Consider the following 20055-nt stretch of genomic DNA (forward strand, 5'->3'; position numbering starts at 1 on the left):
GGGGCATTGTGGCCGGGCCCGAGCATCGATATATGTTGATGGCTCGATATGGATGTCCTCTCCCAATCCTTCCGTGTCCTGGGGGACACGACGCGGCTGCGCATCCTGCGCCTGGTGGCCCAGGCGCCGCTGAACGTGACGGAGCTCGTGTCGCTGGTGGGGGTGGCGCAGTCGTCGGTGTCGCATCACCTGTCGAAGCTGAAGGGGCTGGGGCTCATCCGGGAGGAGCGGCAGGCGGGGTTCACGTATTACTCGCTGGCCCTGGAGTCGGAGGACCCGCGCTGGCCGCTCATCCGGCTGGCGCGCGAGGCGGAGGACGCGGCGGGGGACTCCGCGCGGCTCAGCGACCTGCTGCGCGCGCGGGAGGACCGGCAGGCGCTCAACGAGCGGCTGTTGGAGCCGGGCCAGTCGTGGTTCCTCTGGGCGGGGGCGCTGGCGTCGCTGCTGCCGCCGCTGGACGTGGCGGACTTCGGCTGCGGCACGGGCGTGTTCAGCCGGGCCATGGCCCGGTGGGCGAGGCAGGTGTGGGCCATCGACCAGAGCGAGGACGCGCTGTCCCAGGCTCGAACTCTGGCCTCCCGCGACGAACTCACCAACATCACCTTCCTGCGCGAGGACCTGCACCGGCTGTCGCTCCAGGGCGGGTGCATGGACCTGGTGGTGATTTCGCAGAGCCTGCACCACGTGGAGGCTCCCGCGGCGGTGGTGGCGGAGGCCGCGCGGCTGCTCAAGCCGGGGGGCCGGTTGGTGGTGCTGGAGCTGATGCCGCACGAGGAGAAGTGGGTGCTGGAGCGGTTGGGCCACCGGCACCTGGGGTTTTCGCCCGAAGTCCTTGAAGAGGCCCTTCGCGAGGCCGGCTTCACGTCGTTCACCCGCGAGACGCACGCGCGCGACGGGGCCAGTCCCTTCCGCGTCTTCCTGCTGACCGGAGTCAAACCGTCATGACGAGCCACCTCGCCCACCCCCTGCCGCTTCCCCCCGGGGAGCACGGCCAGCGCGTGGAGGCGCTCCTGGCCGCGATGCGCGAGCGCATCCTGGTGCTGGACGGCGCCATGGGCACGCTCCTCCAGGGCCACCACCTGGTGGCGGCGGACTTCGGCGGCGCGGAGTACGAGGGCTGCAACGAGCACCTGGTCCTCACCCGCCCGGACGTCATCGAGGGCATCCACGCGAAGTACTTCGCCGCGGGCGCGGACGTGACGGAGACGGACAGCTTCGGCGGCACGCCGGTGGTGCTGGCGGAGTTCGAGCTGGGCCACAAGGCGCATGAGATCAACGTCGCCGCGTCCCGCCTGGCGCTGAAGGCCGCGAAGGCGGCGGAGGCGAAGGACGGCCGGATGCGCTGGGTGGCGGGCTCCATCGGCCCCACCACCAAGGCCATCAGCGTCACCGGCGGCATCACCTTCGAGGAGCTGGTGGACAACTTCGCCGTGCAGGCGGAGGCGCTCGCGGTGGGCGGAGCGGACTACCTGCTCGTGGAGACGGCGCAGGACACGCGCAACGTGAAGGCGGCGCTGCTGGGCATCGACCGGGCGTTCAAGAAGCTGGGCTGGCGGGTGCCGGTGGCGGTGTCCGGGACCATCGAGCCCATGGGCACGATGCTCGCGGGCCAGTCCGTGGAGAGCCTGGCCGCGTCGCTGGAGCACACGGAGTTGCTGTACCTGGGGCTCAACTGCGCCACGGGCCCGGATTTCATGACGGACCACATCCGGTCGCTGTCGTCCATGAGCCCGTTCCCGGTGTCGTGCGTGCCCAACGCGGGCCTGCCGGACGAGAACGGCCAGTACCTGGAGTCGCCGGAGATGATTGCCCGGTCGCTCCGGCGCTTCTGTGACAACGGCTGGATCAACGTGGTGGGCGGCTGTTGCGGCACGCACGCGGGCCACATCGAGGCGCTCGCCGCCGCGGTGAAGGGCTTGAAGCCGCGCACGGAGACGCCGAAGCCGCGCTCGTCGCTGTCCGGGGTGGACTACCTGGAGGTGACGGACGAGCAGCGCCCCATCATCGTGGGCGAGCGCACCAACGTCATCGGCAGCAAGAAGTTCAAGGAGCTCATCGTCGCGGGCCAGGTGGACGACGCGTCGGAGATCGCCCGCGCCCAGGTGCGGCGGGGGGCGCAGGTCATCGACGTCTGCCTGGCCAACCCGGACCGGGACGAGCTGGAGGACATGCGCCACTTCCTGGAGGTGGTGGTCAAGAAGGTGCGCGTGCCGCTGATGATCGACTCGACGGACGAGAAGGTCATCGCCATGGCGCTCACGTACTGCCAGGGCAAGGCCATCGTCAACTCCGTCAACCTGGAGGACGGCGAGGAGCGCTTCGAGAAGGTCGTCCCGCTGGCGAAGGCCTTCGGCGCCGCGCTGGTGGTGGGCTGCATCGACGAGGTGGGCATGGCCGTCACGCGCGACCGCAAGCTCGCCGTGGCCGAGCGCAGCTACGAGCTGCTCACGAAGAAGTACGGCATGCGCCCGGAGGACCTCTACTTCGACCCGCTGGTGTTCCCCTGCGCCTCGGGTGACGCGCAGTACACCGGCAGCGGCGTGGAGACGATTGAGGGCGTGCGCCTCATCAAGCAGCGCTTCCCCCAGTGCCGCACGGTGCTGGGCATCAGCAACGTGTCCTTCGGCCTGCCCACCGCGGGCCGCGAGGTGCTGAACTCCGTGTTCCTGTACCACTGCGTGCAGGCGGGCCTGGACATGGCGCTCGTCAACTCGGAGAAGCTGGAGCGCTACCCGTCCCTGCCGGAGGAGGACCGCCGGCTGTCGGAGGACCTCCTCTACAACCGGGGCGCGGACCCCATCACGCCCTTCGCAGCGCACTTCCGCGAGCGCAAGGCGGCCAAGGCGCAGGTGAGCAGCCTGCCGCTGAACGAGCGGCTCCAGCGCTACATCATCGAGGGCACGCGCGACGGCCTGACCGCGGACCTGGACCTGGCGATGAAGGAGATGGCGCCGCTGGACATCATCAACGGGCCGCTGATGAAGGGCATGGACGAGGTGGGCCGCCTCTTCGGCGCCAACGAGCTCATCGTCGCGGAGGTGCTCCAGAGCGCGGAGTCCATGAAGGCCGCCGTGAGCCACCTGGAGCCGCACATGAGCAAGACCCAGGCGGCGTCGCGCGGGAAGATCGTCCTCGCGACGGTGAAGGGGGACGTGCACGACATCGGCAAGAACCTGGTGGAGATCATCCTCGCCAACAACGGCTTCCAGGTGGTGAACCTGGGCATCAAGGTCCCGCCCGAGCAACTGGTGCTGGCGGTGAAGGAGCACCGCCCGGACATCCTGGGCCTGTCTGGCCTGCTGGTGAAGAGCGCGCACCAGATGGTGGCCACCGCGGAGGACCTGAAGCGCGCGGGCGTGGAGACGCCCATCCTGGTGGGCGGCGCCGCGCTCAGCCGCAACTTCGTGGACCGCAACATCGCCCCGGCCTACGGCGGCGGCACGGTGGCCTACGCGCAGGACGCGATGAACGGCCTGGAGCTGGCGAAGCAGATCGTGGAGCCGGGCGCGCACGCGAAGCTGCGGGACGACCTGGCCGCGCGCCGGCTGAAGCTGGCGCAGGAGGTGAAGGACCGCCCCGCGCCCGCCGCCCCGGTGCGCCGCACGCGCAGCGCGGAGGTGCCGGTGCTGGACGTGGTGCCGCCCGCGCCGGACTTCGCGCGGCATGTCCTCACCAACACGCCGCTGGACCACATCTGGAAGTTCATCAACCCGGTGATGCTCTACGGCCGCCACCTGGGCCTGCGCACGTCGTCGCGCGCGCTGGGTACCCCGGCGGAGGCCGACCTCGCGAAGACGGAGGAGGGGCGCAAGGCGCTGGCACTGAAGGAGGCGGTGGAGGAGCTGAAGGCGCTGCTCCGCGGCGGCGTGATGCAGGCGCGCTCGGTGTTCCAGTTCTTCAAGGCGGCCAGCGACGGCGACCGCGTGCTCCTCTTCGGCGGCGCGACGGGCGAGCAGGTGACGTCCTTCGACTTCCCCCGGCAGGAGAAGGACAACGGCCTGTGCCTGGCGGACTACGTGAAGCCGCTGGCGAACGGCAAGCCGGTGGACGCGCTCGCGCTGTTCGTCACCACGGCGGGCGCGGGCATCCGCGAGCTGTCCGAGGGCTTCAAGGCGAAGGGCGAGTTCCTCAAGATGCACGCGGTGCAGGCCCTGGCGCTGGAGACCGCCGAGGGCTACGCGGAGCTCCTGCACACGCAGCTGCGCAGCATGTGGGGCTTCCCGGACCGCGCGGACATGACCATGCTGGAGCGCTTCCGCGCGGAGTACACCGGCAAGCGCTACTCGTTCGGCTACCCGGCGTGCCCGCGCCTGGAGGACCAGACGAAGCTGTTCGCCGCGCTCAAGCCGGAGGAGATCGGCGTGCAGCTCACCGACGGCTGCATGATGGAGCCCGAGGCGAGCGTGTCCGCCATCGTCTTCCACCACCCGAACGCGACGTACTTCTCCGTGACCTGATGCGTCGCGGGCCCGAAGGCCGGGCCCCCGCGCGGCGGAAGGGTTAGATTGTCGCCCATGTCCTCGCCCACCATCCGTCGCGCCGTCCAGCTCCTGCCCGCGTGTGCCACGACGGGCATCGGCAGCCTGCCGCACACCCAGGTGGAGCTGGGGCTGCAAGCCGCGCTCGCCCTGGACCTCCCGTTCCTGCCGCAGCTGCCGGTGGGGCACCCCTCGGAGCTGATGATCCCCGCCGCGCTGGAGGGCCTGCCGGGCCTGCGCTTCGACGAGGACGGCGTCTGCACGGTGGACGTGGGCGCGTGGACGGCGGGGCGCGAGGCCTTCGAGAAGCGGCTGGAGGCGGCGCTCGGCTCCGGGGACCTGGAGGCCTTCGAGCCCACGGCGGACGCGTGCCGCGCGTGGAAGCCGTTCCTCTGGGAGGTGGAGCACCGCAAGCTCGCGTTCGCGAAGGCGCAGCTGTCCGGCCCCTTCACGGTGCGCTCCGTGGTGCGCACCGCGACCGGCGAGCCGGTGCTGGCGGTGCCGGGCCTGGACGCGGCGCTGTACCGGCTGGTGATGGTGCGCGCGCTGGCCATGGTGCGCGCGCTCAAGCGCACGGGCACCACGCCCCTGTTCTACCTGGACGAGCCGGGCCTCTACGCCTACGTGCGGATGAACCCGCAGCACCTGCTGGCGCAGCAGGAGCTGCGGCTGCTGGTGGTGGCGCTCCAGCGCGAGGGCGCGCTCGTGGGCATCCACTGCTGCGGCAACACGGACTGGGGCGTGCTGCTGGACGCGCAGGCGGACCTGGTGTCGCTGGACGTGCGGCTGTCGCTGGACGCGCTGCTGGAGGAGACGGACGCGCTCAAGCGCTTCCTCGACTCCGGCGCCACGCTCAGCCTGGGCATCATCCCCACGGACCTGGCGTCCACGTACTCGGTGGAGGAGCTGGCGGACTCGGTGGAGGCGTCGTTGAAGGCGGCGCTGCCCGGGGATATCGGCTTCGCGCGCGCGCTGTCCACGGTGCTGCTGACGCCCGCGTGCGGCCTGGCGATGCGCTCGGTGGTGGACGCGGAGCGCATCCTGGAGGAGCTGAAGCAGGCCCAGCGCCGGCTGAAGCGGGCGCTGGAGTTCGAGCGCCCCTCCCTCCAGGGGATGCCGCCCGCGCACTGACGCGCGGACGGCGCGGGGCGCTACTGCCGGCCGAGCCGCAGCTCGCGTTCGGCCTGGTGCCAGTCCTGCTCGGGGTTGCCGTGCGTGCCGCCCCGGGCCTGGAAGATCTCGTAGGCGCGGCGGGCGATCTGCTCCTGCGTGGGCGCGGCGCTCCGGCTCATGGGCGCGCTCGCCGGGGCCACCGGCTGCTTGTCCCCGGTCCGCTCGGGCGCGGCCTTGGGGGCCGGGTTCGGTTGGGACTTCTGCGCGTTCTGACGGGCCATGGGGCTTCCTCCTGGAAAAGGCGGCCTGAAGCTTCGGACGCGCTCCTGCATCGCGGAAGAGACCCAAGGCATGGGGGGTTGCCGGAGCGACATCCCAGGTCGCGAAGTGTTGAGGGTGCAACGGGCCATCCCGCTGGGAAAATCCACCTGTGGGAAGGGCCTCGCACGCGGGGGCCGCGAGCAGAGGGACGCCCGCCGCCTCAGCGCCCGGTCGCCTTCCTGGCGGCGCGGCCCGGCGCCTTCTTCGCCGGCGGGGCCTCCGCCTCCAGTACGCCGTGCCCCAGGGCCGCGTCGAGCGCGCGCTGCATCGCGGTGCTCATGCCCAGCGCCTCCGCCTCTTGTGGCGTGCACCAGCGCAGCTCCTGAAACGCGGCGGACTTCGTGGGGCGCGTGTCGCCCGCCACGCGCAGCAGCCGCAGCGTGAGGTCGCGGTGGGTGAGCTGTCGGCGGACGCTGTCCAGCGTGCCCACCCGCGTGAGCGGTGCGCCCAGCGCCGTGGCCAGCCGCTCCGTGGCCTCCGCTTCGGGCGTGTCCTCCTCCACCTCCACGGCGGGCAGCTCCCACAGGCCGCCGAAGAGGCCCTTGTCCGCGCGGCGCGCGAAGAGGAGCGTGCCCGCGTGCGGCCACACGGCCAGCGCCAGGAACAGCTTGCGGGGCGCGGCGCGCACCTTGGCTGGAGGCAGCTCGTCCACGCGGCCCCTCTTGAACGCGATGCAGCCGTCGCGCACGGGGCACAGGAGGCACAGCGGGGACTCCGGCCGGCACACGGTGGCGCCGTGCTCCATCAGCGCCTGGTTGAAGTCGCCGGGGCGCTCCCCCTTCACCAGCGCGGCGGCCAGCGCCCAGAGCGTGGCCTCGCGGTCGCGGTCTCCGGGCAGCCCCTCCACCTCGAAGAGGCGCGACAGCACGCGCGCCACGTTGCCGTCCACGATGGGCGCTTCCTCCCCAAAGGCGATGGAGGCCACGGCTCCGGAGGTGTAGCGGCCGAAGCCGGGCAGGGTGAGCAGCTCCTCCGCCGTGGCCGGGAGCCTTCCGCCGAAGCGCTCCACCACCTCCTGCGCCGCGCGGTGCAGGTTGCGCGCTCGCGAGTAGTAGCCCAGCCCCTTCCACCCGGAGAGCACGTCGTCCAGGGGCGCGGAGGCCAGGGCCTTCACCGTGGGAAAGCGCGCGAGGAAGCGCTCCCAGTACGGGATGACCGTGGACACCTGCGTCTGCTGGAGCATGACCTCGCTGAGCCAGATGGCGTACGGGTCGCGCGTGCGGCGCCAGGGCAGGTCGCGCTTGCTCCGGTCGTACCAGGCGAGCAGCGGCCCGTGCAGGGCGGCGTGGCGTTCAGGGGAGACGGGCGCGGGGAGGGCCCCGGTGTCGGTGCGCTTGCGTGGGCTCATGTGATTCTTCGCGGGGGAGCGCGGCACCTAACCCAAGCGGTCGGGGCCGCCCACCGTTTTCGCCCACGACAGGGGGCGGTTGTCCGGCCGGCCGTCCCTCTTCTGGCGGGCCGGGCGATCGTCTATAGGATGCCCCGAGTCCATGGCCCGCCCTCCCATCACCAACGACTTCTCCTGGTCCAAGAGCCGCCACGAGAAGTTCTCCGAGTGCCTCCGGGCCTACTACCTCTACTACTACCGCTCCTGGGGCGGGTGGGAGGCGGACGCCGCGAAGGACGTGCGCGAGCTCTACGTCCTCAAGAAGCTGCACAACCGCTTCACCTGGGCGGGCAGCATCGTGCACGAGGCCCTCAAGGACGTGCTGCTGGACTGGCGCGCGGGCCGCGACGTGGACCCGGCGAAGGTGGAGGCGCGCACGCACAAGCTGATGCAGGACGACTTCCGGCACTCGCGCGCCAAGGCCTACTGGACGACGAAGTACCGCAAGCCCTTCACCGGCCTGGCGGAGCACGAGTATGGGGATGAGGTCCCCAACGAGGCCTGGAAGCAGAACTTCGAGACGGTGCGCTCCGCGCTCGCGTGGTTCTTCCAGTCGCGCTGGCCCGCGGTGGCCAGGGGGCTCAAGCCCGCGCAGTGGCTGGAGGTGGACGCGGGCTTCGACTTCGCCCACTTCGTCATGGACGGGGTGAAGACCTTCGCCATCCCGGACTTCGCCTACGTGGACACCGAGGGCTCCGTCGTGGTGGTGGACTGGAAGACGGGCCGCTCGCGCGACGGCTACGACGAGCAGGTGCTGGGCTACGCGCTCTACATCGCGCAGCGCTACCGCTACCCGCTGGAGAAGGTGCGCGCGTCGCTCGTGTACCTCAACGAGGGCCTGGAGCACGACGTGACGGTGGACCCGTCCGCCATGGACTCCTTCCGCCAGCACTTCGCCCGGAGCGTGGAGGGGATGCGCGCGCTGCTCCAGGACCCCGCCACCAACACGCCGAAGGATGCGGCGGCCTTCCCCCAGACGGACAACCTGGACGCCTGCGCCCGCTGCGTCTTCCGCCGCCCGTGCGGCCGGGAGCCCGCGGTGACGCAGGCCCGGCCCCAGGTGGCCTGAGGAGGCGCGCTAGCGCGTGGCCGCCAGCCGGCGCACCACCACGCCCGCGGCGTTCATGCCGAAGGCGGAGGTGACGAAGGCCACGCTGCCGTCAATCTGCGTGCGGTGGTCGCAGGTGTGGAACTCGTTGTCCTGCGGGCAGACGCACAGGAAGCCGTCGGACGCGTCGTCGTAGTTGAGCGGCACCGGCTGCCGGCGCGTCTCGATGGAGTACACGGCGGTGATGCCCGTGTGGCGCTCCGTCTCCACGCCGTACTTGCGCTTGAGCAGCTTGCGGATGTCCTTGGCGAAGGGGTCCATGTGCGTCTCGCTCAGGTCCTCCACGCGGATGGCCGTGGGGTCCAGGCGTCCCGCCGCGCCCATGGAGCTGACCACCGGCAGGCCCAGCGTCACGCACCGGTGCAGCAGGTGCAGCTTCGCCTTCACGTTGTCGATGGCGTCCACCACGAAGTCGTACTTCCCCGCGGGCAGCAGCGCCTCCGCCAGCTCCTCGCGGTAGAACTCGCGCACGGCCTCCACCTTCGCCTGCGGGTTGATGTCCTGGCAGCGCTGGGCCATCAGCTCCGCCTTGGACCTGCCCACCGACTTCACCGTCGCGTGCAACTGGCGGTTGGTGTTGGTGACGCACACGTCGTCGTGGTCCACCAGCGTCAGCCGGCCCACGCCGCTGCGCACCAGGCCCTCCGCGGTGAAGCTGCCCACGCCGCCCAGGCCGAACACCACCACGTGCGCGTTGGCCAGCCGCTCCATGGCGGTGTCGCCCAGGAGGCGCGCCGTGCGGTCGAAGCGACGCGACAGCTTGAAGGGCTTCGCCAGCGAGGCCGCCGGCTCGGCGGCGTTCGAGGTGGCCAGGGAGGCGGGGGGCGCCTCGGGCTCGACGGTGGGGGTGGGGGCGGGCTGCGGGTTCATGAAGGGCTCCTCTATCACGCGACGCTCGCCTACCGCGAAGGGGCGGGGAAAGCTTCCCGGAACAGGCGCCGGGCATTCTCGGTCGTCCGCTGGGCGAGCACCTCCACCGGCTCCCCCCGCGCCCGTGCCATGCCCGCGAGGATGTGGGGCAGGTAGCCCGGCTCGGAGCGCTGTCCCCGGAAGGGCGTGGGCGCCTGGTCCGGCGAGTCCGTCTCCGCCATCAGCCGGTCCGCGGGAATCACGCGCAGGGCGTCCAGCGGCTTGCGCGCCTCCGCCCACGTCACCGGCCCCGCGAAGGAGAAGTGACAGCCCTTCTGGAGATAGAAGCGCGCCAGCTCCGCGCCGCCGCTGTAGCTGTGCATCAGCACGCCCGCCTCCGGCCACGCCTCCGTCTTCAAGAGCTCCATCAGCGCCGGGTGCAGCCGGTGGCAGTGCATCAGCACCGGCAGCCCGTGCTTGCGCGCCAGGGCCAGGTGTCCACGCAGCACCGCCAGCTGCCGCTCCAGCGGGGCACCCGGGAGGGACGGGCCATCCAGGCCGCACTCGCCCACCGCCACCGCGCCTCCCTGCGCGAGCAGGGCGTCCAGCCGCTCCAGGTGCGCGCCGTCGTCCTCCGGCGGCAGGTCCGGCAGGAACTGGGGATGGATGCCCAGCCCCACCTGGATGCGCGCGTCCTCGCGCGGCAGCGCGAGCAGCGGCTCCCACGTTTCCGGGCCCACCGCGGGGATGAGGAGGCCGTGCAGCCCCGCGGCCCAGGCACGTGTGACAACGCTGTCGCGGTCCGCGTCGAAGCGCGAGGCGTCCAGATGGCAGTGCGTGTCGATCATTGAGCACCCTTCGTCACAGACGCGTTCAATCACGGACAGGCCCGGATGCGAGGCACTTCAAGGTATCCCGTCCTCCGTGGACGTGAAGCTATGACGCGCCCTCGGACTTTGGAGCCATCGCGACATTGGAGGCACGGGAATGACCAAGCGAGTGGTGTTGGGGGCGTTGTTCGGGGCACTGACGGTCCTGGCCACGGGCTGTGGCGACGAATGCGTCGACCGGTTCGACTGCCGTGACAAGGGCACGCCCCCGCAGGGCCAGGAGTGGATGTGCAACGCGGACAACAAGTGCGAGCTGCACGACCTCCCCGTCGTGCCGGTGGAGGACGCGGGCACGGAGGTGGATGCCGGCACGGAGGAGGACGCGGGCACGGAGGTGGATGCCGGCACGGAGGAGGACGCGGGCACGGAGGTGGACGCCGGCACGGAGGAGGACGCCGGCACGGAGGTGGACGCGGGGATGAACGTGGCCAAGGGTGGCGCGTGCACCGCGTCCGCGGACTGCATGCCGGGCCTGCGCTGTGAGGCCGCCACCTGCCAGTCGCTCCTCATCGCCGTGACGGGCAGCGACGGCGGCACGAGCGCGGTGGTGACCGCCTACGACGTGCCGGGGATGACGTCGCTCAGCGCGGACGGCGTCGCCAGCGCCTACCCGCGCTTCGGCCCGGATGGCACCCAGGTGGCCTTCGTGCAGGGGGACGTCATCGACCCCGCGGGGGAGCTCGTGGTGCGCCCCGTGCCGCTCACGGCCACCGCGCCGACGGTGCTGACGACGGGCACGGCCGCCGGCAACGCGCGCATCCGCTACATGGAGTGGGAGCCGGGCAGCCTCATCGCCTGGGTGCGCGGCAGCACGGGCATCTCCACCATCGCGGCCACGGGCGGCACGCCCACGCAGGTCACCAGCAACGGCACCTTCCCGGACTGGGCGCCCAACGGTACGGACTTCGCGTACAGCGCCTCGGGCACGGGCGTCCTCATCTCCGCGGGCGGCGGCGCGCCGACCCCGCTGGCGGGCACGCCCACCTCGGGCGAGCAGCCGCACTACAACCGCGCCACCTCGCAGCTGCTCTTCCTGGCCAATCCCGAGGACCAGAACGTGACCTTCGGTTCGGACGTCACCCCGGTGCTCAAGCTGTACTCGCTGCCGGTGACGGGCGGCGGCACGCCCTCGCTGCTCGCGGGCACCACCTCCGAGCCCGCCACGGGCGGCTCCGTGGACTCGTACATCGCGAACCCGAACTGGTCGCCGGACGGCAGCTGGGTGGCGTACGTGCGCGCGTACTACCAGCTCGTCGGCAACGCGGCCACCCTGTGCGGCAACCTCGGCGCGGACCTGTGCGGCAGCACGCCGGGCAACGCCATCTTCCTGCAGCGCGTGGACACCACCACGGGCGCGCCTGTCGGCGACCCGGTGCGGCTCGTGGACAACGCCACCCTGCCGTCGTTCTCCCCGGACGGCCGCTTCGTGGCCTACGTCCTGGGAGGCGCACTCGCCGTGCAGGCCATCGACCCGGCCACGGGCCAGCCCTCCGGCGCGGCCATCACCCACCCGAAGGACACGTACACGGTGCTGACGAGCGAGGGTGACGACCACCGCCCGCGCTGGCAGCCCCGCTAGGCTCCAGCCGCCTCAAGCCCCGCGCAGCGGGGATTTCCGGCCCGTGTTCCCTGTTTCACGAGGGAGCACGGGCCGTCGTGTCTTGGGTGCGAAGCGCGCGACCCACCCCCGCGCGAAGTGACGAACGCGGGCAGTGCAGGGTCTGGATGAACCCGTGCGCGGATCCATCACCCCGTCCAGCGGGTCCAGGTTCAGGACGAAAGGGGAGGGAAGACACTCCACCCGCGCTCACGCGAAACGCGGCACCTGGTGGAGGGTGACTGACAGCCGTGTCGCGACGGCGCCGCGCCCGCGCGCTCCGGGGAGCGCGGCCTGGGCTTCACGGGCCGGGACGTGGGGCGCGGCCTTCAGCCCACGACGACGATGCGGCGGCCCAGCGCGCGGGTCATCTGCGGGGACGTGACGAGCTCCAGGACGCCGCTCATCTCTCCGCCCGCCGTGTCGAACGCCGCCGCGATGACCTCGCCCACCGTGAGCTGGGCCTTCTGGGCCGCCACCCGCGCGCGCTTCGCCGTGCGCCGCAACGCGGGCATCACCCGCCGCCCCTGCCGCCGCACCGCCGTGTCGCCCTTCGCCTTGCCTGCGGTCCGCTTCGCCATGGTTCCTCCCGCCACTTCATGCCGCGCGGGTGAGTACCTCATCGGTCTGACACCATGCAGGCGAGGTGCCAGGGCCGAGCCTCCCCGCCAGGTTCCTGAATCCAGGGGTTTTCCTCGGCGGTAGCGGGTTTCCGAGGGGCAGGCGGGCCTTCCTTTTTTCAGCCCTTCAGGGGCGTTCCTCGTTCTGTCGAGTTTTTCGTTCACCCCGCGCGCGGATTTCCACGCATCGTTCAATGGCGCGCATCCGCTCCGTGGGCATCGCCCGACGGGGCTGGGTCGGGTGTCACCCCCTGGCCGCAGTCCCTGCGGCCGAGCGACCACGGTGCGGTTGGGCCGCGGCGGGGCTTTGGGGTAGAGGGCGGGCGCCCATGCGAGTCCAGGTCCTCTTCCACGACAACTGTTTCGACGGCGCGGCGAGCGCCGCGGTCTTCACCCGCTTCTACCGGGAGCGCGTGCGCGCGGACGCGACGTTCAGCTACCGGGGCCTCACCCACAAGCCGGGCGCGGAGGGCATCGACCCGGCCGTGTTCACCGGCGACGAGAACGTCATCGTCGACTTCCGCTACAGCCAGGACGCGCGCCTCACCTGGTGGTTCGACCACCACGCCTCCGCGTTCCAGCAGCCCGGTGACGAGCCCCACTTCCAGCGCGACACCAGCGGCCGGAAGTTCCACGACCCGCATCGCAAGAGCTGCACGCTGTACCTGGCGGACGTGGCGCGCGAGCGCTTCGGCTGGGACGCGTCTCCGCTGCAGGAGCTGCTGCACTGGGCGGAGATCATCGACGGCGCGCAGTTCCCCAACCCCCAGATGGCGGTGGCGCTGGAGGAGCCCGCGCTGCGCATCATGACGGTGCTGGAGGCGACGAAGGACGACACGCTCATCCCGGAGGTCATCCGGCGCATGCAGCGCGAGTCGCTGGCGGACATCGCCGCGTCGCCGCTCATCTCCGCGCCGCTGTCGCCGCTGCTCTTCAAGCACCAGCGCAACATCGACCTGGTGCGCGAGAAGGCCCGGTACGAGAACGGCGTCGTCCACTTCGACCTGGTGGACGAGGGCGTGGACAGCCTCAACAAGTTCATCGCGTACGCGCTCTACCCGGACGCGCGCTACACGCTGTGGGTGGGCCGGGGCGCGTCGCGCGCCAAGGTGTCGCTGGGCTCCAACCCGTGGAAGCCCCAGACGCGCAAGCACGACCTGTCCGCCATCGCCGGCCGCTACGGCGGAGGCGGCCACCCCGTGGTGGCCGCGGTGAGCTTCAAGGCGGATCAGGCCGACAGGGCCCGCGCCGCGTACCAGGAGATCCTGGCGGAGCTGTCCGACGCGCGCTGAGGCGCCCCGGCCCTCAGGGGCGGGCGAAGAGGTCGAAGCCCGCCTGCCTGAGCAGCCGCACCACCGACATCATGGGCAGTCCCTGCACGTTGGTGCGGTCGCCCTCCAGCTTCTGCAGCAGCGCCTGCCCTCGGCCCTCCACGCGGTAGCTGCCCGCGCAGCCCTCCCACTCCCCGGTGTCCAGGTAGCGCTCCAGCTCCTCCGGGGGGACGGCGAAGAACGTCAGGCGCGCGTCCTCCAGCGTCTCCGAGTGGTGGCCGCCCGGGCCCAGCAGGCACACGGCGGTGTGGATGACGTGGGTGTGGCCCAGCAGGCGCTGGAGCTGCGCCCGCGCCGCGTCCCGGTCCTGGGGCTTGCCCAGCACCTCCTGGCCCACCTCCACCAGCTGATCCGCGGCCAGCACCCAGGCCTCCGGGTGGCGCGCCTGCACCGCGAGGGCCTTGCGCACCGCGAGCATGCGGACGGCCTCGTCGGCGGGCAGGTCCTCGGGGACGCGCTCGTCCACGTCGGGGGCTTCGGTGCGGTAGGGAACGCCCAGCCCGTCCATCAGGACCCGGCGCGCGCTGGAGGTGGATGCCAGGATGAGCTCTCTCATGGGAGGCCGGAGGGTAATGCACCTGGGGAGGGGAGGGGACCCCTCGAGCGGGCAGGCACGTCCCGCTTCCTGTGCACGGGCCGGATGCCATAGCCTCCCCACCCATGTCGCGGCGCGGTCTGCTCGCTGTCTGTCTCCTCCTGCTCGCCTCCTGCAAACGGAACCCTCCGGCGGACGCCGACGCGGGCACGGACGCGGGCGTGGCCACCGCCGCCGTGGGGGCTGACGCCGGCGCGCTCGCGGAGCGCCCCCTGGACGCGGGCGCGCATGCCTCCGTCACCCGCCCGGACGACGCGGTGGCGGAGGTGCACCCGCTGGCGGTCTGCGACGCGAAGGGGGGCGCGCCCCTGGACGCGGCCCGCGACTACTACGACACCGGCCACTACGAGGAGGCGCTCTCCTGCGCCGCGCAGGCCGCCGCGCTGGAGCCGGACCTGGCCGCCGCCCACGCGGAACGGGGCGCCGCCCTGGCCGCGCTCAACCGCGAGCCGGAGGCGCAGCTCGCCTACGCCCGCGCGCTGGCCATCGACCCGGGGGACGCGGACGCGCTCCTGGGCGCCGCGCACCTGTACGCGGTGCAGCTGCCCTCCACGCGCGAGCGGGATGAGCTGGGCGCCCTCTACGCCGAGCGCGGCCTGTCCCAGCCCTCCACGCCCCCGGAGCTCGTGCCGTCGCTGGCGCTGGTGGCCGCCATGGCCTTCAACGACCTGGGGCAGGCGGACCAGGCGCTGGACCGCGCCACCATCGTGCTCGCCCGCGAGCCGGGCAACGCCGAGGCGAAGTACGAGAAGGCCCTGGCCCTCTTCGAGCTGTGCCGCTTCCGCGAGGCGAAGGTGGCCTTCGCCTCGCTCCTGAAGGACAAGGACCGCGCGGCGCACGCGCACCAGCACCTGGGCCTCCTCCTGGAGCGCGAGGGCCAGTGGGCCAAGGCGGAGGAGCACTTCCAGAAGGCCCGCGCGCTGGAGCCGGAGGACTTCCCCCCGCCGCCCCTGCCGTCGGCGGACGAGTTCAAGGCCCAGGTGACGCGCGCGCTGGCGGACCTGCCCGCGGACATGCGCCGCGACCTGGAGGGCGTGCCGGTGGCCACGGAGGAGATCCCCTCCGAGGACGACCTGCTCGCCAACCAGCCGCCCCTGTCGCCCACCATCCTCGGCCTCTTCCGCGGCCCGTCCCTCCAGGAGCCGTGCGACGGCTCGGAGACGCCGTGCCGCTCGGTGGCCCTCTACCGGCGCAACCTGGCCCGCGCGGTGCGCACCCCGGAAGAGCTGCGCGAACAGATTCGCGTGACACTGCTGCATGAAATCGGGCATCTGCGCGGGGAAGACGACGAGGAACTGGCCGCGCGCGGCCTGGAGTGAGCCCAAGCCATGCCTTCCCTTCCCACCGCCCGGGTCAGCCTCAAGGGCGCCAAGACGCTGCGTCGCGGCACCCCCTGGGTGTACCGCACGGAGCTCACCGAAGCCCCCGCCACCGACACGCCGGGCGCGGTGGTGGCGGTGGTGGATCCGCAGGGGAACCCCATCGGCCAGGCGCTCTACGCCCGCCGCTCCCCGCTCGCCCTGCGGCTGCTCACGCGCAGGGGGCCCAACGAGGAGAAGGTGGATGACGCCTTCTTCGTCCGCCGCCTGGAGGCCGCGCTGGCCCGCCGCTCGGTGCTGCCGGGGCGGGACGGCCTGCGCCTGGTGCACGGCGAGGCGGACCTGCTCCCCGGCTTCTTCGTGGACCGCTACGGCCAGGGCCTCACGGTGCAGACGCTGTCGGAGGGCATGGACGCGCGCAAGGAGATGCTCGCGCGCGCCCTGGTGGAGAAGACGGGCGCAAGCCACGTGGTGTGCCGCGACGACGCCTCCGGCCGCGACTTCGAGAGCCTCCCCCGCGAGGTGCGCCTGCTGCACGGCGAGGGCAGCGCGCGCTTCACCTACCACGAGGGCGACAACCGCTTCGACGTGGACCTCCTGGGCGACATGAAGACGGGCGCGTTCCTGGATCAGGTGGACAACCACCTGCGCGCGGGCGAGCTGGGCCGCGGCGAGGCGCTGGACTGCTTCAGCTACCACGGCGGCTTCGCGCTCGCGCTCGCGAAGCACTGCGCGGCGGTGCTCGCGGTGGAGCAGGACGCGAAGGCCGCTGCCCGCATCCAGTCGAACGCGGAGGCCAACGGCCGCGCCAACGTGAAGGTGGAGAACGCCAACGCCTTCGACGTGCTGCGCCGCTTCGACCAGGAGGGCCGCCGCTTCGACACCATCGTCCTGGACCCTCCCGGGCTCGCCAAGCGCCGCGAGGGCCTGGCCACCGCGCTGCGCGCCTACCACGAGCTCAACCTGCGCGCCCTGCGCTGCCTCAAGCCGGACGGCCTGCTGGTGACCTGCTCGTGCTCGGGGAAGCTGGACCGGCAGGGCTTCGAGTCCATGGTGCTGGACGCCGCCGCGGACGCGAAGCGCCCGGTGCAGATCCTGGAGCGGCGGGGCGCCGGCCTGGACCACCCGGTGCTCGCGGGCCTCGCGGAGACGGAGTACCTCAAGGCCCTCTACGTGCGCGCCCTGTAGCCCCGGGCGCGCGGGGAGGGCGTCACGGCAGGCCCAGCTCCTTGCGCAGCCGGCCCACGACCTTGAAGTACTCCGTGCGGGGGAAGCCCACGTTGAGGATGTGGAAGTCCTTCTTGGACAGCCCCACGCACCCGAAGCAGTAGTTGCAGTCCTGCAGGTTCTTGCTCATCACCACGTACGCGCTGCTGGAGCAGTTCTCGCTCTGCACGCAGTAGGCGCACGCGTGGCAGTTCCTGCACTCCACGCAGTGCGAGCAGTTGGTGCACAGCTCGCACCGGGTGCAGTGCGTGCACTGGTGGCAGCTGTCGCAGTCCTTGCAGAACATGCAGTTGGCGCAGCGCTGACAGCCCTCGCACGCGTAGGAGCCGGGGTTGCCTGGATCCACCGCGTAGTTCTTGGACAGCTTCTGGAGTTGATCCAGGAACTCGCGCTTGCCCAGGGCCGCCACGCCCAGCCGCGCCGCCTTCTCCTGCTCCAGCAACTCCTGGGTCGTCTGGGGCCGGGCCCCCTTCTCCTTCACCGCCACAAACGCTCCTTGGACTCTCGAATCACTGCAGTTGGGCCAGCCCGGCCAGGTCGATGCCGCGCGCCACCCGCCGCACCTCCACGGTGCTGGGGAAGCCGCGGCTGGTGACGGCCACCACGAACCGGTCACCCACCAGGAGGTTCGCCTCGGCGACGGCCTCGTCCGCGTCATAGCGCACGAAGCCCACGGCCTCCTTCCACTGGATGGGCGCCGTCGGGTCGCTCGCCGCGCGGCCCTTCGCCTTCTGCGCCGCCTCGCGGATGGCCTGCCCCAGCTTCACCCCCATGGTGGTGTCCACGATGCGCACCTTCACCTCGCGGCCCTCGTCCCGGGTGTAGGTGCGCTCCGCCTCCGACACGGACACCTCGCCGTACTTCCCCGTGGAGCCCGCGGTGGCGCCCACCGTGAAGCCCTCCAGCGACTCCGGCAGGAACGGCGTCAATTCCTTGAAGTACACGCACGGTGCGGCGGTCGTCACCACGTCGCGCGGGGTGGGAGAGGTCGTGCGTTCGTCGTCAAGGCATCCGCCGCCCGCGCCGAGCGCGAACGATGCGATGGCCAGCCGGAGGAAATAGTCGCGCACGGACGAATCAAAGGGTATCCCTGGCCCGCGCGCAATGGACCTTTCGAAGCTCAATCCTCCTCAGCGCGAGGCCGTGGTGACGCTCCAGGGCCCCCTGCTCGTGCTGGCGGGCGCTGGCAGCGGCAAGACGCGGGTCATCACCCACCGCATCGTCCACCTGCTCAACGAGCGACCGGGCCTCATCATGGCCCGCAACATCCTCGCGGTGACCTTCACCAACAAGGCCGCCTCGGAGATGAAGGAGCGGCTGGTCCACATGGCCGGCCCGCGCGCCCAGGGCGTGCTCGTCTGCACGTTCCACGCGTTCGGCGCGGAGATGCTCCGCGAGGACATCCACCGGCTGGGCTGGCCGAGGAAGTTCGCCATCGCGGACATGGGAGACCAGCTCTCCATCATCCGCCGCGCCATGCGCGACAAGCGCATCGACGACCGCGCCTTCGACGCGCGCAAGGTCCTCACCCTCATCTCCAAGGCGAAGAACTCCGGCGAGGCGCCCCAGCCCAAGCCCGAGGGCCTGGGGGACGACTACGACCTCATCACGTCGATGGTCTTCGCGGACTACCAGCTCGCGCTGAAGGCGCAGGGCTCGGTGGACTTCGACGACCTGCTGGTGCTGCCCGCGCGCCTGTTGCGCGAGCACGCGGACCTGCGCCGCAAGTACACGCAGCGCTTCCGCTACCTCCTGGTGGACGAGTTCCAGGACACGAATCACGCCCAGCTGGACCTGCTCAAGCTGCTCGCGGGCGAGTCCAGGAACGTGTGCGCGGTGGGCGACGACGACCAGTGCATCTACTCCTGGCGCGGCGCGGAGGTGCGCAACATCCTGGACTTCGAGCGGCACTTCCCGGGCGGCAAGGAGGTGCGGCTGGAGCAGAACTACCGCTCGTCCGCGCGCATCCTGGACGCGGCCAACGCGGTCATCGCCAAGAACCCGGAGCGCAAGGACAAGCGCATGTGGACCGACCGTCAGGGCGGTGCGCGGGTGAAGGTGGTGGCGTGCCCCAACGACGAGGAGGAGGCCCGCTTCGTCGCGCATGAAATCCAGAAGCACCTGGCCCTGGGCATGCCCGCGGACGACATCGCGGTGCTCTACCGCACCAACGGCCAGTCCCGCCCCGTGGAGGAGATGCTGCGGGAGAAGAACATCGGCTACGAGGTCGTCGGCGGCAGCGAGTTCTTCGACCGCAGCGAGGTGAAGGACGTCATCGCCTACTTCAAGGTGCTGGCGAACAAGCTGGACGAGATCTCCCTCATGCGCATCGTCAACGTGCCCTCGCGCGGCATCGGCGACGTCACCATGGAGCGGCTGCACGCGCACGCGCAGGCCGAGGGGGTGACGCTCTGGACGGTGATGCGCCGCGCGGACACCTACGAGGACCTGCCCCCCGGCGCGGGCGGCAAGGTGCTGGAGTTCGTGGAGCTGGTGGAGCGCTACCGCGAGGCCTTCGCCCAGACGCCCCGGCTGTCGGAAGCCACGAAGATGCTGCTGGAGGAGATTGGCTTTCGCGAGGCCACCCGCGCCAAGGCCCCCTCCGGCACCGCCGCGGACAAGAAGCTCAAGGGCGTGGATCAGGTCCTCACCTCCCTGGAGAACTTCGAGAAGCGCGAGGGCCCCAAGGCCAGCCTCCTCACGTACCTCAACCGCCTCAGCCTGGACACGCGCCAGGAGGAGGAGGAGATCCCGGGGCAGAACAAGCGCGTGACGCTGATGTCCCTGCACGCCTCCAAGGGCCTGGAGTACCGGCTCGTCTTCTTCATCGGCATGGAGGAGGACCTGATGCCCCACGGCGGCATGCAGGGCGAGGCGCAGAACCTCGAGGAGGAGCGCCGCCTCTGCTACGTGGGCATCACCCGCGCCAAGGAGCAGCTCTACCTCACCCGCGCCACCACCCGCGTGAAGCGCGGCAAGGAGGTGCCCCGCACGCCCTCGCGCTTCCTGGAGGACCTCCCCCCGGAGGCCATCGAGGTCGTGGACATGGACGCGCCGCGTCAGGGGCCCCCGGACGAGAAGGAGAAGAACTTCTTCGCCAACCTGAAGGAGCGCTTCAAGAAGCCCCCCGCCGGAGGGCCGGGGCCGGGCACGCCGGGCCGGGCGCCCTGACGGCGGGCGCTCCAAGGCCTGGATTCCCCGGCGATGTACGCCCAACCTT

General features: G+C 71.5%; 17 protein-coding genes. 9 read left to right on the top strand and 8 right to left on the bottom strand.

Going from position 1 to position 20055, the window contains the following annotated elements:
- The first annotated feature begins 48 nt into the window (after positions 1-48).
- The 3 genes from U8525_RS22150 to U8525_RS22160 are packed head-to-tail and all read left to right on the top strand — an operon-like array spanning position 49 to position 5609.
- Positions 49-945, top strand: coding sequence for an ArsR/SmtB family transcription factor (locus U8525_RS22150; protein ID WP_374268274.1), 897 nt, complete (start codon positions 49-51; stop codon positions 943-945).
- The gene (gene metH, locus U8525_RS22155) at positions 942-4457 is read left to right on the top strand and encodes a methionine synthase (protein ID WP_374268275.1); all 3516 of its coding nucleotides are present in this window, start codon (positions 942-944) and stop codon (positions 4455-4457) included. The genes U8525_RS22150 and metH overlap by 4 nt, the downstream gene beginning before the upstream one ends.
- Before the next feature lie 57 nt (positions 4458-4514).
- A complete protein-coding gene (locus tag U8525_RS22160) occupies positions 4515-5609 on the top strand; it encodes a hypothetical protein (RefSeq protein ID WP_374268276.1) in 1095 nt (364 codons plus the stop codon).
- A 20-nt stretch (positions 5610-5629) separates the two neighbouring features.
- Here the strand turns inward: U8525_RS22160 and U8525_RS22165 are convergent, their stop codons facing one another.
- Together U8525_RS22165 and mutY are read right to left on the bottom strand one after the other, a co-directional pair.
- Positions 5630-5872, bottom strand: a complete 243-nt coding sequence (locus U8525_RS22165) for a DUF2934 domain-containing protein (RefSeq protein ID WP_374268277.1) — start codon at positions 5870-5872, stop codon at positions 5630-5632.
- Between the two features lie 200 nt (positions 5873-6072).
- Complete coding sequence (mutY, locus tag U8525_RS22170) at positions 6073-7260, bottom strand: A/G-specific adenine glycosylase (protein WP_374268278.1); 1188 nt, start codon at positions 7258-7260, stop codon at positions 6073-6075.
- Between the two features lie 142 nt (positions 7261-7402).
- Here mutY and U8525_RS22175 point away from each other — a divergent pair, with 142 nt between their 5' ends.
- Positions 7403-8368, top strand: coding sequence for a PD-(D/E)XK nuclease family protein (locus U8525_RS22175; RefSeq protein WP_374268279.1), 966 nt, complete (start codon positions 7403-7405; stop codon positions 8366-8368).
- Between the two features lie 9 nt (positions 8369-8377).
- Here the strand turns inward: U8525_RS22175 and U8525_RS22180 are convergent, their stop codons facing one another.
- Together U8525_RS22180 and U8525_RS22185 are read right to left on the bottom strand one after the other, a co-directional pair.
- Positions 8378-9277 carry a ThiF family adenylyltransferase gene (locus U8525_RS22180; RefSeq protein WP_374268280.1) on the bottom strand — a complete coding sequence of 300 codons (900 nt, stop codon included), beginning with the start codon at positions 9275-9277 and terminating at the stop codon, positions 8378-8380.
- Between the two features lie 29 nt (positions 9278-9306).
- On the bottom strand, positions 9307-10104 hold the full coding sequence (locus tag U8525_RS22185; protein ID WP_374268281.1) for a TatD family hydrolase: 798 nt from the start codon (positions 10102-10104) through the stop codon (positions 9307-9309).
- Positions 10105-10243: 139 nt separating this feature from the next.
- On the opposite strand from U8525_RS22185, the gene U8525_RS22190 reads away from it, so the two are divergent.
- The gene (locus U8525_RS22190) at positions 10244-11725 is read left to right on the top strand and encodes a hypothetical protein (protein WP_374268282.1); all 1482 of its coding nucleotides are present in this window, start codon (positions 10244-10246) and stop codon (positions 11723-11725) included.
- Positions 11726-12072: 347 nt separating this feature from the next.
- Here the strand turns inward: U8525_RS22190 and U8525_RS22195 are convergent, their stop codons facing one another.
- Positions 12073-12324, bottom strand: a complete 252-nt coding sequence (locus U8525_RS22195; protein ID WP_374268283.1) for a hypothetical protein — start codon at positions 12322-12324, stop codon at positions 12073-12075.
- 368 nt (positions 12325-12692) lie between these two features.
- On the opposite strand from U8525_RS22195, the gene U8525_RS22200 reads away from it, so the two are divergent.
- Positions 12693-13655, top strand: coding sequence for a hypothetical protein (locus U8525_RS22200; RefSeq protein ID WP_374268284.1), 963 nt, complete (start codon positions 12693-12695; stop codon positions 13653-13655).
- A 13-nt stretch (positions 13656-13668) separates the two neighbouring features.
- Here the strand turns inward: U8525_RS22200 and U8525_RS22205 are convergent, their stop codons facing one another.
- Positions 13669-14250, bottom strand: coding sequence for a nucleoside triphosphate pyrophosphatase (locus U8525_RS22205; RefSeq protein WP_374268285.1), 582 nt, complete (start codon positions 14248-14250; stop codon positions 13669-13671).
- A 104-nt stretch (positions 14251-14354) separates the two neighbouring features.
- Between U8525_RS22205 and U8525_RS22210 the strand changes: the two genes are divergently transcribed.
- Together U8525_RS22210 and U8525_RS22215 are read left to right on the top strand one after the other, a co-directional pair.
- On the top strand, positions 14355-15608 hold the full coding sequence (locus tag U8525_RS22210) for a metallopeptidase family protein (protein WP_374268286.1): 1254 nt from the start codon (positions 14355-14357) through the stop codon (positions 15606-15608).
- A 9-nt stretch (positions 15609-15617) separates the two neighbouring features.
- A complete protein-coding gene (locus U8525_RS22215; protein WP_374268287.1) occupies positions 15618-16796 on the top strand; it encodes a class I SAM-dependent rRNA methyltransferase in 1179 nt (392 codons plus the stop codon).
- A gap of 22 nt (positions 16797-16818) precedes the next feature.
- Here the strand turns inward: U8525_RS22215 and U8525_RS22220 are convergent, their stop codons facing one another.
- Complete coding sequence (locus U8525_RS22220) at positions 16819-17316, bottom strand: caib/baif family protein (RefSeq protein ID WP_374268288.1); 498 nt, start codon at positions 17314-17316, stop codon at positions 16819-16821.
- A gap of 28 nt (positions 17317-17344) precedes the next feature.
- A complete protein-coding gene (locus tag U8525_RS22225) occupies positions 17345-17905 on the bottom strand; it encodes a hypothetical protein (RefSeq protein WP_374268289.1) in 561 nt (186 codons plus the stop codon).
- A gap of 34 nt (positions 17906-17939) precedes the next feature.
- Between U8525_RS22225 and U8525_RS22230 the strand changes: the two genes are divergently transcribed.
- Positions 17940-20006: an ATP-dependent helicase gene (locus U8525_RS22230; protein ID WP_374268290.1), complete on the top strand. Its 2067-nt coding sequence runs from the start codon at positions 17940-17942 to the stop codon at positions 20004-20006.
- Positions 20007-20055 lie beyond the last annotated feature (49 nt).

Origin of the sequence: Corallococcus sp. RDP092CA (assembly GCF_041903675.1) — a bacterium.
GTDB lineage: Bacteria > Myxococcota > Myxococcia > Myxococcales > Myxococcaceae > Corallococcus.